The organism is Alteromonas sp. ABH4_457 (genome assembly GCF_056160625.1).
On sequence record NZ_JBSWXN010000002.1, the window covers coordinates 100,631 to 115,551 of the forward strand.

The following is a 14,921-nucleotide window of genomic DNA, read 5'->3' on the forward strand; positions in this document are numbered from 1 at the left end:
GTGAGCATCTGGGTAGACGCCGATGCCTGCCCGGTTGCCATTAAAGAAATCCTGTTCAAAGCCGGGCCGCGCACTAAAACCATGGTGACCTTCGTGGCAAACCATGGGATCAGGGTTCCGCCTTCCCCGTGGCTTACACGCCTGCAGGTGGAGAAAGGATTCGATATTGCCGATAACGAAATCGTACAGCGGGTATCATCGGGCGACCTGGTCGTTACTTCAGACATCCCCCTGGCAGACGAAGTCATCAGTAAACAGGCTTGTGTCGTCACACCAAGGGGTGAAGAACTTACCCGCGAGAATATCCGCTCACGGCTGAATATCCGTGATTTTATGGACACCATGCGGGCAAGTGGCGTGCAAACCTCCGGTCCACCGCCATTGTCTCAGCGGGAAAGGCAGGCCTTTGCCAATGTGCTCGACCGCTTTTTAGCATCAGCGCGTTAACCTTAAACGTATTTGTCGTTATCACCTGCAACTTTGCTGCAAATCTGATCGTTCCCGCTTTAATTCGCCGTTAAATGCACCGGTTATTCGATTGCAGGTTGTGGGGATCACCGATGACAGATACAATCGATTATGGCTTTGATAGTCACTGAATATCCGGCTGGCCCGGGACAAATAGCAAATAACATCCTATAACACGTTAAAAACGTGATGTGCGCGTGGGTAACATTCAAAAAGCATGATGCAGAAGAAGAACCGGGCCTTCCTGAAGTGGGCTGGCGGTAAGTACAGCCTGGTAGAAAACATCAATGCCAAACTTCCTTCGGGCAATCGGTTGATTGAGCCTTTTGTTGGTGCTGGCTCTGTATTTTTAAATACCGACTTCAAGCGTTATTTGCTTAACGACATTAACCCCGATCTCATTAATCTGTACAACTTTCTGAAAGCCCAACCGGATGCCGTTGTACATGATGCGTCCCGCTTTTTTTCAGACAAACATAACGTTGAAGCCACTTACTACGCGCTGCGGGAAGAGTTTAATCACACAGCAGATGAATATTACCGCGCTATCCTGTTTCTGTACCTGAACCGTCATGGCTACAATGGCCTTTGCCGCTACAGCCTTGCCGGCAAATTTAACGTTCCTTTCGGTCGTTACAAAAAGCCTTACTTCCCTGAAGAAGAAATGATGGTATTTGCCGAGCGCTCCCAAAAGGCAGTGTTCACCTGCTTACCGTTTGAGAAGGTGTTCAGTCGTGCCAGACGGGGCAATGTAATTTATTGTGATCCGCCTTATGCTCCTCTGAGCAAAACAGCGGCTTTCACCAGTTATGCTTCCAAAAGTTTTGGCCTTGATTCACAGCATAAGCTGGCAGAGCTGGCCATTCGTGCCTCAAAGAAACGGGGCATACCTGTATTGATGTCCAATCATGATCTTCCGCTGACCAGGACGCTGTATGCCGGTGCTGAAATTTCGGAATTGTCGGTAAAGCGCTCTATCAGTCAGAAGGGTGAAAACCGCAAACCGGCGGCTGAGTTGTTGGCGTATTTTGCTCCGGCGACAGATTTACCGCCCCCTAAACCCCGCAAACGCAGAAAGAAGCCGGTAAAACCGGTGCTGAAGCACACAGGCTTAAAGTAATACTCAGTTAATGATGGCGTTTACCAGACTCGCCAACCCCAACACCAGTAACGCAACGAATATCACACCGGTTACAATGTATCCGGCCAGCTTACCCTGATTAAAATCCCGCTCATAATTTTGCTGGCTTTGCACACCAAATGCACTGGCGAGTACGCTCAGAATCATGGCAAAAAAGCCGGGAGATTTAGGTTTACCGCTGATAAGCATTATTTGCCTGCGGGTTGGAAATCTCTGTCTGAATTGCCATAGAGCAGTTCTAACAGGTCGAAGAAATGAAACTGGTAAGATGTGGACTTACCGGACGCCCATTCCAGCCAGCTGACTTCAGTCATCATCAGCGCTGAACACTCACGGGGCAAGGCTGCTGCCTGAGATACCGTTTGCGCTTCATCCTGAAAGTCGCATACAGCTTTTGTCACGGTGGCCGGGTCGCAAAATGCAGCAGACAGCATGACCACTATCGCAACAAGAGCGCCTGCTGGTTTTTTCATGCAGAAGCGTGATTTACGAAAGAAACTTATCTTTTCCATGATTGTCTTCGCCGGCTAAAAAGTAACCTTATTATAGCGACAATAAGAATTCTAACAAGCTGAAGTTAGTACAGGAAAAGTGGCATTTTTTTCATCTTCTGAAAACAGCGGGAAGCAAAGTTAATGAATGCCTGAATTACAAATAAAAAACCCGGAGACAGTTGCTCCGGGCTTTTACTCTCAACGTTATAAAAGAGGTCTGTTGAACTTACAGTTCGAAATCTACACCGTAAGAAATAACATACTTGATTGAATCGTTATCCAGAGCGTCTCCCGGATATTCATCATCTAAATCTGTACCGGTAATGGCGAAAGTAAAACCGTCTTTCGCGATAGATACTGCCCAGTCCGCATAACCTTCAACACCGTTGAAAGCTTCTGCAAAGTCACCCTGGTGATAACCAACGTGCAGACCCAGCTCTGCACCGGAAGCTACCGGCATGCCGTAGTCCAGAGACACATAAGAAGCCTGAGCAAAACCGAAGTCCTGGCCTTCGCCTTCATCAGCTTCAGTATTAGCCAGTAAGTAAAGGGTTGCACTGAAACCGCCGTAACCCACAGTACCGTAGATTTCACCGAAATCGAATTCAGCTTCTGCATCGTAGTTGTAGTACAGGTAACCGACATCATAAGTGAAGTCACCAGACTCACCTGAGAAACCGAAGTACAAATCATGCTCGTATGAGTAGACATCATCTGATGCATACTGAACGTTAGATACCCATGTACCGGCATAGAAACCACTTTCGTCAGCGTAATCGATACCACCCTGAACAGCAGGTTCGTTAGTAGTCTGAGTCAGACCACGCCAGATGTAGTTATTTGTGACACTTACGTTCGCACTCAATTCTGCAAAAGAAGGCGCAGAAGTCAGTAAAGCTGCAGATGATACGGCAACAGCCAGCAACGTTTTTTGAATGGAAGTTTTCATGTGTTCTCCGTTGGATTTTATTTATGTACGTATTGAACGATTTCTGTCTTATTGTTTTTATTCAGCTTTCTCGTATAAGGCAAAACTAATGCCCATCTGATTAAAATCATAAATTTATGAATAACCAACTGATAACAATGAGTTTTTATTCACAAAATTTAAAAGTGACATTAAATAAAACCAAACAGCACCATTATGGTTCGCACTGAATTTGAACAACATCACCATTTTGGTGCAGTCATTCATCCTATTTCATGACATTTAGTGAGAAATGTCATTGCGACACTATAATTCGCACTTATTTGCGGTATCCGGCCCTGCTTATGCTGGCCGCAGACAAGACAAACGCGGCCTGCCGCGCTATCATCCGGTGCGTTCTTAAGAACATATAAGGTATGAAGCTATGAAAGAGTTTTTAATCGCCCCTTCTATATTGTCTGCTGATTTCGCCAGATTGGGGGAAGACGTGGAGGCAGTGCTGGCAGCAGGTGCTGATGTGGTTCACTTCGATGTGATGGACAACCACTATGTCCCCAACCTTTCATTTGGTCCGATGATTTGCGAAGCATTGCGGAAATATGGCATTACCGCTCCCATCGACGTGCATCTGATGGTGTCACCGGTGGACGACCTTATCGAACAATTTGCCAAAGCCGGCGCCAGCTATATCAGTTTTCATCCTGAGGCGAGTCAGCACGTCGACCGTTCGCTGCAATTGATCATTGATAACGGCTGCCAGCCCGGACTAGTTTTTAATCCGGCCACCCCGCTTCATTACCTTGACCATGTCATCGACAAACTGCACCACATATTGATCATGTCGGTGAACCCGGGTTTCGGAGGCCAGTCATTTATCCCTTCAACCCTTGATAAACTCCGTGCAGTTAAACAGCGGGTAGAAGAAAGTGGTAAAAATATCCGTATTGAAATTGACGGAGGGGTAAAAACCGATAACATTCGTGCCATCGCAGAAGCCGGCGCAGATATGTTCGTTGCCGGCTCGGCAATATTTAATGCCCCCGACTATAAAAATGTAATTGACGACATGCGACGGGAATTAGCCGCCGCAAACAATGTCTGAATTCAGCAGGTACAGGTAATCAGGAAATGAGTAACAAACCCATTGTATTAAGTGGCTGTCAGCCCTCAGGACAACTTACTATCGGTAATTACATGGGAGCCCTCAAACAGTGGGTTGCCATGCAGGATGATCACGATTGCCTGTATATGCTGGTAGATTTACATGCCATTACGGTGCGTCAGGAGCCCGCGGCGTTACGGGAAGCCTGCCTTGACGGTCTGGCCTTATACCTGGCCTGCGGCATTGACCCCGAAAAGAGCACCTTGTTCGTGCAGTCCCATGTACCCGAACATGCCCAGCTGGCCTGGATCCTGAACTGCTATACCCAAATGGGTGAGCTGAACCGCATGACTCAGTTTAAAGACAAGTCTGCGAAGAATGTAACCAATATCAACGCCGGCCTTTTCACCTATCCGGCACTGATGGCCGCAGATATTCTGTTATATCAGGCAAATCAGGTACCGGTAGGTGACGACCAGAAACAACACCTGGAACTGGCCCGTGATGTTGCCACACGTATGAACAACATCTACGGCGATATGTTTGCTATCCCGGATCCGTTCATCCCTGAATTCGGCGCACGCATTATGAGCCTGCAGGATCCCGGCAAGAAGATGTCTAAATCTGACGACAATCCGAAAAACTTCATCGGCTTGCTCGAAGATCCAAAGAAGCTCACAAAGAAAATCAAAAGTGCGGTAACTGATTCTGATGAAAAGGCACGCATTTATTTCGACACTGAAGAAAAGCCGGGTGTATCTAACCTGCTGACATTATTGTCTCTGTCTACAGGCCGTTCCATTGATGAACTGGTTCCTGAATACGAAGATAAAATGTATGGTCACCTTAAAGGCGATGTGGCTTCTGCTGTCGTTGCACTGCTTGAGCCAGTACAAACGCGCTTCAAAGCGTTACGGGAAGATCGTGCTTATCTTGATGAAGTCATGAAAAAAGGGGCAGAAAAAGCCTCAGCCCGTGCAGCTAACACACTGGATAAGGTTTACGACACACTGGGCTTCATTCCCCGTCCACGCTAAGCCGGCACAATATACGGAGTCAGTTTGTGTTGTTATTAATTGATAACTTCGATTCCTTTACCCATAACCTGGCCCGCTACTTCACTGAGCTGGGCCAGCAGGTAAAAGTGGTGCGTAACGACGAAATCTCCCTTGAGCAAATCGCCGCGCTGGCACCGCAATACCTGGTGTTGTCACCGGGTCCCTGCACGCCGGATGAAGCCGGTATTACCCTCAGTGCCATTGACCACTTTGCCGGTAAAATTCCTATGCTGGGAGTTTGCCTGGGGCACCAGTCTATTGGTCAGGTATTCGGCGGTAAAGTCACGCGGGCAGATAAGGTCAGACACGGTAAAACCTCTGCCCTTTTTCACAATAATACGGGAATGTTCAGCGACTTACCCGACGGATACACTGTCACCCGGTATCACTCACTGGTACTTGAACCTGAAACCTTGCCGGACAGTTTGTCAGTGGAAGCCTGGTGTATTAACGAAAGTGGTCAGCGGGAAATTATGGCGATTGCCCACAGAACGCTGCCTCTGTGGGGTGTCCAATTTCACCCGGAGTCACTGCTGACAGAGCATGGCCACGCTATTTTGCAGCGGTTTATTACGCTGGCAGATGCATAATATTCAAAAAGTATTCAAAAAAAGTCATACTCCGGCCGATAACAGGTTACTATGATTTTTCCGGTAGCCCGATATGCTTTCATTTTCTGTACCCGACAGCACCCCGAATAAAAATGACGTACGCAGGAGCCGCCCGGTAGTGGAGCATACCCCTGACAACTTACCCCCAATCAATGAGAGGTTTGATAACCTGCTGATTGCGCCTGCGCGGGTGTCTCAGATGATGGGCCGCCGCAGTCCGGGGGAAGTGGCGTTTGCCCAGTCGGAACAGGGCGATGCCCGTCGCCGTTTGCTGCATGTTGAAAAAGTCGCCATTAAAAACAAACAGCTTCAGGCACAGTCAGAAGCCAGTCTGTTAGACCGTGTTAACGCCGAACTTCATCAGTACGTTTTTGAGTTGCTGAAAGATGAAATAGACAATACAGAGGTGGTCCTTACCTCTGTACTTAACCTGAGTCATGACGTTGCACCGCTGCTGGATATTCTGTCAGTCAGGGCCACATCTATTTCCCGCATTGAACCTCATGCTGCGGCACTACCATGGCTCTACGATGACCTCATGACCGTGGTAAATGCACCTAAGTTTCGTCGTAAGGACTCTAAGGGAAAAGTGATTCCGGTGGAAACCTTACGCACGGCGCTGAGCTTTATCGGTATTGAAAACCTCCGTTTATTGCTGCCGGCCATGATTCTGCGCCGGGCTCTGCCGAAAATTACCGATCCGTATCCGGACATTAAAAATCGTATCATGCAATTCGCTCAGTCAACGGGTCTGACTATGCGCGCACTGGCTGATGATTATGATTTACCGCCCCATGAAGCATTCACCGCAGGGACTCTTTCCCAGCTGGGACGGTGTGCGGTATCACGGTTGTATTTTAAAGCCTTTGAACAGGCGCAGATTGCATTGTTAAGAGAAGCTGAAATTGCAAAGGACACTGAACAGCACGGAGCGATGGCGAAAGTACAGCCATCGGCAAATTACCTTATTGCTATGCAGCAGGAATTTTCTGAGCCGCTCACAGCAAGGCTGTTAGAGATACTGCAATTTAAACGTCTGCGCCTTGCGCTGCCGTTTATTGAAATCACAGAGAATGATCAACACCCTCACGATCTCACAGAGCTTTACAAGAAAGCCAAAGCTTATGCCGCTGTACGTATGTTGCACCAGAGTAAATTTCTGAACAAAGACGAAATCCCGCTGGCACTGCATAAAACGGGCTTTGTCAGAAGCGAACGTGACATTCTGAAATCCACTGACATTTTTCAGCTTCCTCTGATTGAGAATCCGCCTCTGGATTAACGTCTTTTGTGCACGAAATCGCCGTTTTTCGTGCACTTCCACAAAATTTAATCAAAAATTTTGACTGGATAATCATTCATACCGCTAAAAATCACGGTACGTCCTTCGCCCCGCCGCCACTTGCCCTGACTCAACTTATTAACAAATTGCATAAGCTTAGACAAATAAGCTGAATGCTTATGCACTTTTTATGCAAAACAAGCTAAAACCCTCTAAAAACAAGGCCTGCAGCGGGATTCCCAAGGTTACAAAGTGGCGATTAACTGGCATACTGTATAGCTAATTCGTACTTTTCGCATCCAACATCATCTGCACAATTTCACATTTGCACAGCGGATGCCCGATAAAAGAGGTAACTATAATGAACGTAACTCGCGCAACCTTTGATGAGGTCATGGTCCCTAACTACAATCCGGCCAATATGGTACCGGTACGTGGTGAAGGTTCCCGCGTTTGGGATCAGGATGGTGCTGAATACATCGATTTCGCAGGTGGTATTGCCGTAAACGTACTGGGTCACAGCCACCCTGCACTGGTTAAAGCATTAACCGAACAGGGCAGCAAGTTGTGGCACTTAAGTAACGTTTTCACTAACGAACCTGCACTGCGTCTGGCAAAGAAGCTGACTGAAGCCACATTTGCCGAGCGCGTTTACTTTGCTAACTCAGGTGCTGAATCTAATGAAGCGGCACTGAAACTGGCACGTCGCTATGCACTGGAAAAATTCGGTGAAGAGAAAAACGAAATCATCGCCTTTAACAAAGGATTCCACGGTCGTACTTTCTTTACTGTAACAGTAGGCGGACAAGCCGCGTATTCTGATGGCTTTGGCCCTAAGCCCGGCGCTGTTGTTCACTGTGACTACAACGATCTTGCAGCATTTGAAAAGCTTATTTCAGATAAAACCTGTGCGGTTATGATGGAGCCTCTGCAAGGTGAAGGCGGCATTATCTCTCCTGATCCTGACTTCGTAAAAGGCGTGCGTGAACTGTGTGATAAGCACAATGCACTGCTGATCTTTGATGAAGTGCAATCGGGTGTTGGCCGTACCGGCAAACTGTACGCGTACATGGGTCTGGGTGTGACGCCGGATATTCTGACCACAGCGAAATCGTTAGGCGGCGGCTTCCCGATTGGTGCCATGCTGACTACCGCTGAAATTGCCGCTCACCTGAAAGCCGGTACTCACGGCAGTACTTACGGCGGTAACCCGCTGGCATGTGCAGTAGCCGAAGCCGCTCTTGACGTAGTGAATACGCCGGAAGTGTTAAACGGCGTAATCGAAAAAGAAAACCTGTTCCGTGAACTGCTGGGTGAAATCAACGCTAAGTACAATGTGTTCGAAGAAATCCGTGGACAAGGTCTGTTACTGGGCGCTGCCCTGAACAAAGATTACGAAGGCCGCGCCCGTGACTTCCTGGTTGCTTCGGCAAACGAAAAACTGATGTGCCTGGTGGCTGGTGCCAATGTAGTGCGCTTCGCTCCTTCTCTGATCATTTCAGAAGAAGAAATCCGCGATGGTATGGCACGCTTTGAGCGCGCTGTAGCCACCGTAGTTAACGCCTGATAAACAACGGCTCCGGAAACGCGGTTATGTATATTATTCGCCCTATTAACACTGGTGACTACGACGCACTGAACAACATCGCAGTGGAGTCCGGTATTGGCTTTACGTCATTACCGGTAAATGAAACGCTGCTGCGCAAAAAAATCAGTCGTGCAGAAAGCGCTTTTTCCGAACAGGTGGTTCAACCTGGCAATCAGTCTTATCTTTTTGTTATGGAAGATACCACCACCGGCACTGTGGTAGGCACCACAGGTATTGAGGCCGCTGTAGGTCTGGATGATGCGTTTTACCATTATCACATGGGCAAAGTTGTACATGCCTCCCGTGAGCTGAATATTCACAATACTGTGGATATTCTCTCTGTGTGCAACGACTACACCGGCGTCACCGAAATCTGCACGCTGTTTCTGCGCGAACAGGCAAGAGGCGGTATTAACGGCCGCTTTCTGTCTAAAGTGCGATTTTTGTTTATGATGGAGCACCGTGAACGGTTCTCAGAAACCATCATTGCCGAAATGCGCGGTGTCAGTGACGAAGAAGGTAAATCACCGTTCTGGGCCTGGCTGGAAGAGCATTTCTTTTCGCTGGACTTCCCCACTGCGGACTACCTTACCGGTATTGGCAATAAACGCTTTATCGCGGAATTGATGCCCAAATACCCCATTTACGTCAATTTATTGAGTAAAGAAGCGCAAGCAGTGATTGGTCAGGTTCATGATAAAACCCGCCCTGCCCTGCTTCTGCTTCAGGAAGAAGGCTTCAGCTGCCGTGGCTACGTAGATATTTTCGACGCCGGCCCGACTGTAGAAGCGAATCTGAGCCATATCCGCACAGCACAGGCAAGCCGCAAGCTACCGGTGGTCATTGACGACCAGACGGCAGCACAAGGCGGACAGACCTGTTACATCATTAATACCTCTGTAGCGGATTTTCGCGCCGTTGCCACTGATTTGGCGGTCAGCGAAGAAAACAATGTTGCTGCCATTTCCCGCCAGGCTTCAACGGCACTAAATATAAACGAAGGCGACATGGTACGTTTTGCGCCAGTCAGCTTTCGGGACTAACGACAGGATTGATTCATGCAAACTACACACTTTATCAATGGTGAGTGGGTCGCTGGACAAGGACACACTATTCAGTCGGTTGATCCGGCAAAAGACCAGGTTATCTGGGAAGGACAAGCTGCCATTGCAGCACAGGTTGACGAGGCCATCGCTGCCGCACGTAATGCGTTAACAGACTGGTCATTTCAAAGCTTTGACGAGCGCCTGACTGTCATCAAAAAATACGGTGAACTGCTGGCAGACAGCAAGCCTGAACTGGCTAAAATCATTGCCCGTGAAACAGGTAAACCTGAATGGGAAACGGCAACAGAAGTGGGCGCCATGACAGGTAAAATCGGTATTTCCGAAAAGGCCTATCATGAACGTACCGGTACTGTTGAAAACCCTATGCCCACAGGCCAGGCGTTCATCCGCCATAAGCCCCATGGTGTGGTAGCCGTATTTGGTCCGTATAATTTCCCGGGCCACTTACCAAATGGCCACATTGTACCTGCGCTGATGGCAGGCAACACCATTGTGTTTAAACCCAGCGATTTAACCCCGGCCGTGGCTGAATTCATGGTGAAGCTGTGGGAAAAAGCAGGTCTGCCGGCTGGTGTACTCAATCTGGTACAGGGCGAAGTAGAAACAGGCAAAGCACTGGCAACGCACGCTGGTATTGACGGTCTGTTCTTTACCGGCAGTTCCCGTACCGGTAAAATTCTTCACGAGCAGTTTGCAGGACATCCCGGCAAAATTCTGGCTCTGGAAATGGGCGGAAACAACCCGCTGATCGTAAAAGACGTGGCTAACACTGATGCCGCCGTTCACGACATCGTGCAATCAGCCTTTGTGACCTCTGGTCAGCGTTGTACCTGTTCCCGCCGTTTATTCCTGCCATCAGGTGCAGCAGGGGATACCATCCTGAACCGCCTGATTGAAGTTACAAAAAACATCAAAGTTGGCGACTATGACGCGCAGGAGCAGCCGTTCATGGGTGCGATGATTTCTGCCAAAGCGGCCAGAATGATGGTCGATGCTCAGGTGGAACTGGTTTCTCTTGGCGGCAAAGTGATTGTGGAACTGACTCAGCCGGAAGCAAACAAGGGCTTTGCAACACCTGGCATTATTGATGTGACAGACATACTTGATGCCTTGCCGGACGAAGAACATTTCGGACCGTTACTGAAAGTCATCCGCTATACCGATTTTGATGCAGCTATCAAAGAAGCAAACAATACCCGTTACGGTTTATCTGCAGGTTTCCTGGGCGACAGCGAAGAAGACTACCGTTATTTCTTCCAGCGTATCCGTGCCGGTATTGTTAACTGGAACCGCCCGATCACCGGAGCCAGCAGTGCAGCCCCCTTTGGTGGTGTAGGCGAAAGTGGCAACCACCGCGCCAGCGCGTACTACGCAGCCGACTATTGCGCATACCCTGTAGCATCTGTTGAGCTGGAAAAAGTCACCCTGCCGGGTACATTAAGCCCGGGTTTAACGCTGTAGCAAAAGGACGCAGTTAACATGCATACAAATGTAGATACCTTATTTGACCGCCTGTGGGACAAATATGTGGCTATCACACCTTCAGCCCATAAAATTCATGCGCTGCTGGTGGGTGAGGAAAACAGTGACAGTATCGTGAACGATCATGTGGCGTTCCGTACTTTCAATCTCGACAAATGCCGGCTGGATAAGCTCGCTGCGCATTTTCTGGCGCTGGGCTACGAGGCGAAAGGCGATTACGACTTTGAAGCCAAAAAGCTGACCGCAAAGCATTTCGAACACGCCGACCTGACTAAACCTAAAGTGTTTATCAGTGAACTCCGTGTAGAAGAGCTGTCAGAAGCCTCTCAGGCGATCATCCATAAGCTGGTAGAGCAAATGGATGAAAGCATCACCACCAGCGAAACGTTTCTTTATTCAGGGCCTCAGTGGTCACTGTCTAGAGAAGACTACGATACGCTGCTGAATGAATCTGAATATGCAGCCTGGATGGCGGCATGGGGCTTTCAGGCTAACCACTTCACCGTGAGTGTTAACCACCTCAGTCAGACACAGTCTCTGGTTGACGTGAACACGCTACTTAAGGAAGCAGGTTTTGTTCTTAACACCTCAGGTGGCGAAATCAAAGGTGGCGAAAACGTATTTCTAGCCCAGTCATCGACTATGGCCGACAAAGCCGGTGTTGAAATGAACGAAGAAACGGTTCAGATCCCTTCCTGCTTCTACGAGTTCGCACAGCGCTACGAACTGCCTGACGGCAAACTGTACCAGGGCTTTGTTGCTGCATCGGCTGACAAAATTTTCGAAAGCACAAACGCTAAGTAATTACACAGCAGAAATCTGCCGTACTTTCATTGGCAAAAGGCTCCTTCACCACAGGTGAAGCAGCCTTTTTTATTTACGCCAGCTATTTTTGCAATGGTCAGCCTGTTACCGTACTCTGTTCCGGTAATCTTGCAAGGAATTCACTGAACCGGGATGGCTTATCAAAATAAAAGCCCTGCAATAAATCCACCCGGGCTTCACGAAGTAACGGCAGGTATTCAGTCAACTCCACCCCTTCCACTACAGTATGAATTTCTAACCGTTGCAACATAACAATAATGCCCTGAAACAACGCCAGTGCTTTCGCGTCATGATGGATGTCTTTTAACAGGCTGCGATCCAGCTTTACCGTACTGAATTCAAACATTCTGAGGTAACTTAACGCAGAGAATCCGCTGCCGAAATCATCCAGCGCCAAGTCGAAACCGGCATCCCTTAACGCCTGAAGTGCACTAATTGCCCGCTGCTCATCCTGCATAAAAATAGACTCGGTCAGTTCTATTTCAATTAATGACTCCGACACTTTTTTTTCCGCACAAATGGCTTTCGCCTGAGCGGGAAAGTGAGGATCTAATAACTGGTTTGCACTGATGTTAACGGCGAGAGGCACAACCTGATGCTGCTGTGCCATAACGATGAGGTAGTCACATGCGCGGGACAAAGCCTGCAAGCCGATTTGCAAATCCAGCTGATTCGCCTCAGCCAGCGGAATGAAAATGCCCGGAGAGACGTTACCGTGCATAGCAGACTGCCACCGGCACAATACTTCGCCGGACTTCAGCACGCCCTGTACATCGTATTTACCCTGAATGTAGAAATCCAGGCTATCCTGCTCGATGGTCTTACGTAAATCAGACAGCATGCTGACCTGCGCCTTCATACTCTCCCACAAGCCCTGCTGGTAAACACTCACCCGCCCTTTACCGCCAATCTTCGCCTGATACATGGCTGCGTCGGCATTCTGAATTAAGCGTTCAACGCTGCCGCCATCAAACGGATGACAGGCAATGCCGATACTCGCGGAAAGATGTAACTCGGTACTCTGCGCCTCAATTTTGAGGTTTTCTATCCCCTTAATGACAGATTCACCGATGGCGCTGGCACGCTCTTCATCACAATCCGGCAATACCACCACAAACTCATCGCCCCCCCAGCGGGTGACTGTTTTACTGTTGTAATGTATGCGGGAAAGTACGCGGGCCACTTCCTGTAAACAGCGGTCACCGATTTCATGGCCGGCACCGTCATTGATTTGTTTAAACCCGTCCAGGTCGATAAACAAGAGCTTAAAATTCTGACCGGATTCCAGTGCGTTTTCCAAAGCTTCATTCAGCCCGTTACGGTTACTCAAACCGGTCAGATCATCATGCATAGCCATCTGACGTAAGCGGGTTTCATTAAATTTACGCTCTGAAATGTCACGGACAGTGGCAATCAGATAAGGCTTTTTCTGATACTGGCTTTCAAACCGTGCCAGCGATATATCTACCGGCAATTCCCGCTCATCAAGTGTTACCAGCACCGTTTCAAACCGTATTTGCTGGTGTCCGTGCTTTGACAAATGTTTGTCTGCATCAACAATCAAATCCTTTAACGACCAGCCGAGGGTCATGTTTTTATCCTGCACTTTGATAAGAGAAACGAATGCCTCGTTACACTCAGTGATGGAATAGTCGTCTGACAACACCAGCATTGCTTCGCGGGAGCTTGCGAAGGCGGATGCCATCAGATGAAAGGTCTGCTCTGCTTCACGTTCGTAAGTGATGTCGCGGGTGGTGCCCACAATCCGCACTGCAGAACCAAATTCGTCCCGCTCCAGCACTCTGCCCCGTAAACGCATCCAGAGAAACATTTCGCGGAACCGGTAACGGAAGGACACCTCAAGCCGGTCTTCGCCGCCATGCAGTACGATGGACCACTGAAACTCCAGATTGGAAATGTCTTCTTCGTGTATGTTTCGCAGCAAATCAATCGGACTACTTTCCCGCAGAGACTCTTTAGCGGAATGGAGTGAAAATGAACGGATGGTAATTCTGTCGTCACTGGCACGCCATTCCCAGTAAGACTCCTGGGCAGCCCACATGGCAAGACGCAACCGGGTTTCCGTTGCCTGACTCTGCTGCAGAGCGTCATACAAAGCTACGCTACGTTCAGTCAACAGGGCTTCCGCCTGTTCACGGGCACGCTTTTCCCTGGCTAAACGGCGCTCCAGCGCTGCAATCGCCTTGCTGTTTTTGTCCATGTCCGCATCAGCTTTCAACGGTGATATTGAATTCATAGGTATGGGGCTTGTCTGATCTGACTGTTGTACGTTGAATTGTTTGCCCGAAGTGATCGGCAGCTGCGTCCATCAGACCTTCAGCCAGAGAATGCAGTTCGCGGGTTGAGTAATATTCTAACAGCATGGTGTTATCCGTTTTGGACAACACTTTGAAAGTCGGTAAATCAGCATCAGGATAGAGTTTGCGCACCTGAACGTGAATATCGTTGTCCAGCACACTGAGGGCATCCAGAATGCCGCTGCGCCCTGCCATCACCTGGCCATGGGCGGAAGCAAGACGACCAAACAAATAGTAGCCAAAGTCGTGCAGCAGTTCCTCTGCAGGCTTGCCGGTCTTTTCCACCAGCACACCAACCAGTTTCTGCATTTCAGAGAAGGGGTAGTAACCTACTGATGTGTAGGCACCATCATTTTCAAGGTTCGCCGCGATAATCACCTCATCAGCAAATTCCGGTGAGACCTTTTCTTCCAGCATTTCAACCAGCGTTGTGAACACAATCCCCAGCATACGGACATTCCTGTTTTATCCAATCTTATTAAGTGTAGCCCGGTAATACCGGGCCACAACTCAATAATTGGTCTAAACCGCAGAAGGTAAGCTGATTGCAGTCAGAG

General features: G+C 48.8%; 15 protein-coding genes. 10 read left to right on the forward strand and 5 right to left on the reverse strand.

Annotated features, from left to right (window positions below; genetic code table 11):
- Positions 1-447, forward strand: coding sequence for a YaiI/YqxD family protein (locus ACXAGR_RS03685; RefSeq protein ID WP_474842369.1), 447 nt, complete (start codon positions 1-3; stop codon positions 445-447).
- A 238-nt stretch (positions 448-685) separates the two neighbouring features.
- Positions 686-1,588 carry a Dam family site-specific DNA-(adenine-N6)-methyltransferase gene (locus tag ACXAGR_RS03690; protein WP_474848202.1) on the forward strand — a complete coding sequence of 301 codons (903 nt, stop codon included), beginning with the start codon at positions 686-688 and terminating at the stop codon, positions 1,586-1,588.
- A gap of 3 nt (positions 1,589-1,591) precedes the next feature.
- On the opposite strand, the gene ACXAGR_RS03695 is transcribed toward ACXAGR_RS03690, so the two are convergent.
- From ACXAGR_RS03695 to ACXAGR_RS03705, 3 genes are all read right to left on the reverse strand, one after another.
- Positions 1,592-1,798, reverse strand: coding sequence for a DUF2970 domain-containing protein (locus ACXAGR_RS03695; protein ID WP_119502744.1), 207 nt, complete (start codon positions 1,796-1,798; stop codon positions 1,592-1,594).
- Positions 1,798-2,082, reverse strand: coding sequence for a hypothetical protein (locus tag ACXAGR_RS03700; protein WP_474841464.1), 285 nt, complete (start codon positions 2,080-2,082; stop codon positions 1,798-1,800). Before ACXAGR_RS03700 ends, ACXAGR_RS03695 begins: the two co-directional genes overlap by 1 nt.
- 247 nt (positions 2,083-2,329) lie before the next feature.
- Positions 2,330-3,052, reverse strand: a complete 723-nt coding sequence (locus tag ACXAGR_RS03705; protein ID WP_474841465.1) for a TorF family putative porin — start codon at positions 3,050-3,052, stop codon at positions 2,330-2,332.
- A gap of 403 nt (positions 3,053-3,455) precedes the next feature.
- Between ACXAGR_RS03705 and rpe the strand changes: the two genes are divergently transcribed.
- The 8 genes from rpe (at position 3,456) to ACXAGR_RS03745 (ending at position 12,025) form a co-directional block, all read left to right on the forward strand.
- A complete protein-coding gene (rpe, locus tag ACXAGR_RS03710) occupies positions 3,456-4,133 on the forward strand; it encodes a ribulose-phosphate 3-epimerase (RefSeq protein WP_474841467.1) in 678 nt (225 codons plus the stop codon).
- A 26-nt stretch (positions 4,134-4,159) separates the two neighbouring features.
- Positions 4,160-5,170 carry a tryptophan--tRNA ligase gene (trpS, locus tag ACXAGR_RS03715; protein WP_474848204.1) on the forward strand — a complete coding sequence of 337 codons (1,011 nt, stop codon included), beginning with the start codon at positions 4,160-4,162 and terminating at the stop codon, positions 5,168-5,170.
- A 26-nt stretch (positions 5,171-5,196) separates the two neighbouring features.
- Positions 5,197-5,781 carry an anthranilate synthase component II gene (locus tag ACXAGR_RS03720; RefSeq protein ID WP_474841471.1) on the forward strand — a complete coding sequence of 195 codons (585 nt, stop codon included), beginning with the start codon at positions 5,197-5,199 and terminating at the stop codon, positions 5,779-5,781.
- Between the two features lie 73 nt (positions 5,782-5,854).
- Positions 5,855-7,084 (forward strand): HDOD domain-containing protein, encoded by a 1,230-nt coding sequence (locus ACXAGR_RS03725; protein WP_474841473.1) that lies wholly within the window; start codon positions 5,855-5,857, stop codon positions 7,082-7,084.
- A 361-nt stretch (positions 7,085-7,445) separates the two neighbouring features.
- The gene (locus tag ACXAGR_RS03730; RefSeq protein ID WP_474848206.1) at positions 7,446-8,651 is read left to right on the forward strand and encodes an aspartate aminotransferase family protein; all 1,206 of its coding nucleotides are present in this window, start codon (positions 7,446-7,448) and stop codon (positions 8,649-8,651) included.
- Positions 8,652-8,677: 26 nt separating this feature from the next.
- Positions 8,678-9,715 (forward strand): arginine N-succinyltransferase, encoded by a 1,038-nt coding sequence (gene astA, locus ACXAGR_RS03735; protein WP_474848208.1) that lies wholly within the window; start codon positions 8,678-8,680, stop codon positions 9,713-9,715.
- Between the two features lie 15 nt (positions 9,716-9,730).
- On the forward strand, positions 9,731-11,200 hold the full coding sequence (gene astD, locus ACXAGR_RS03740; protein ID WP_474848210.1) for a succinylglutamate-semialdehyde dehydrogenase: 1,470 nt from the start codon (positions 9,731-9,733) through the stop codon (positions 11,198-11,200).
- Positions 11,201-11,218: 18 nt separating this feature from the next.
- Positions 11,219-12,025, forward strand: a complete 807-nt coding sequence (locus tag ACXAGR_RS03745; RefSeq protein WP_474841481.1) for a 2-oxoadipate dioxygenase/decarboxylase family protein — start codon at positions 11,219-11,221, stop codon at positions 12,023-12,025.
- 97 nt (positions 12,026-12,122) lie between these two features.
- Here the strand turns inward: ACXAGR_RS03745 and ACXAGR_RS03750 are convergent, their stop codons facing one another.
- Both ACXAGR_RS03750 and ACXAGR_RS03755 read right to left on the reverse strand, forming a co-directional pair.
- Positions 12,123-14,303, reverse strand: coding sequence for a putative bifunctional diguanylate cyclase/phosphodiesterase (locus ACXAGR_RS03750; RefSeq protein ID WP_474848212.1), 2,181 nt, complete (start codon positions 14,301-14,303; stop codon positions 12,123-12,125).
- On the reverse strand, positions 14,275-14,814 hold the full coding sequence (locus ACXAGR_RS03755; protein WP_474841485.1) for a heme NO-binding domain-containing protein: 540 nt from the start codon (positions 14,812-14,814) through the stop codon (positions 14,275-14,277). Before ACXAGR_RS03755 ends, ACXAGR_RS03750 begins: the two co-directional genes overlap by 29 nt.
- Between the last annotated feature and the right edge of the window lie 107 nt (positions 14,815-14,921).

What these genes read in the sequence shown, in the direction of transcription:
- ACXAGR_RS03755 (WP_474841485.1), bottom strand. Translation starts at nt 14,814, where the DNA reads ATGCTGGGGATTGTGTTCACAACGCTGGTTGAAATGCTGGAAGAAAAG.
- astD (WP_474848210.1), top strand. Translation starts at nt 9,731, where the DNA reads ATGCAAACTACACACTTTATCAATGGTGAGTGGGTCGCTGGACAAGGA.
- ACXAGR_RS03730 (WP_474848206.1), top strand. Translation starts at nt 7,446, where the DNA reads ATGAACGTAACTCGCGCAACCTTTGATGAGGTCATGGTCCCTAACTAC.
- astA (WP_474848208.1), top strand. Translation starts at nt 8,678, where the DNA reads ATGTATATTATTCGCCCTATTAACACTGGTGACTACGACGCACTGAAC.
- ACXAGR_RS03690 (WP_474848202.1), top strand. Translation starts at nt 686, where the DNA reads ATGATGCAGAAGAAGAACCGGGCCTTCCTGAAGTGGGCTGGCGGTAAG.
- ACXAGR_RS03705 (WP_474841465.1), bottom strand. Translation starts at nt 3,052, where the DNA reads ATGAAAACTTCCATTCAAAAAACGTTGCTGGCTGTTGCCGTATCATCT.
- ACXAGR_RS03700 (WP_474841464.1), bottom strand. Translation starts at nt 2,082, where the DNA reads ATGAAAAAACCAGCAGGCGCTCTTGTTGCGATAGTGGTCATGCTGTCT.
- ACXAGR_RS03745 (WP_474841481.1), top strand. Translation starts at nt 11,219, where the DNA reads ATGCATACAAATGTAGATACCTTATTTGACCGCCTGTGGGACAAATAT.
- ACXAGR_RS03695 (WP_119502744.1), bottom strand. Translation starts at nt 1,798, where the DNA reads ATGCTTATCAGCGGTAAACCTAAATCTCCCGGCTTTTTTGCCATGATT.
- trpS (WP_474848204.1), top strand. Translation starts at nt 4,160, where the DNA reads ATGAGTAACAAACCCATTGTATTAAGTGGCTGTCAGCCCTCAGGACAA.
- rpe (WP_474841467.1), top strand. Translation starts at nt 3,456, where the DNA reads ATGAAAGAGTTTTTAATCGCCCCTTCTATATTGTCTGCTGATTTCGCC.
- ACXAGR_RS03750 (WP_474848212.1), bottom strand. Translation starts at nt 14,303, where the DNA reads ATGAATTCAATATCACCGTTGAAAGCTGATGCGGACATGGACAAAAAC.
- ACXAGR_RS03725 (WP_474841473.1), top strand. Translation starts at nt 5,855, where the DNA reads ATGCTTTCATTTTCTGTACCCGACAGCACCCCGAATAAAAATGACGTA.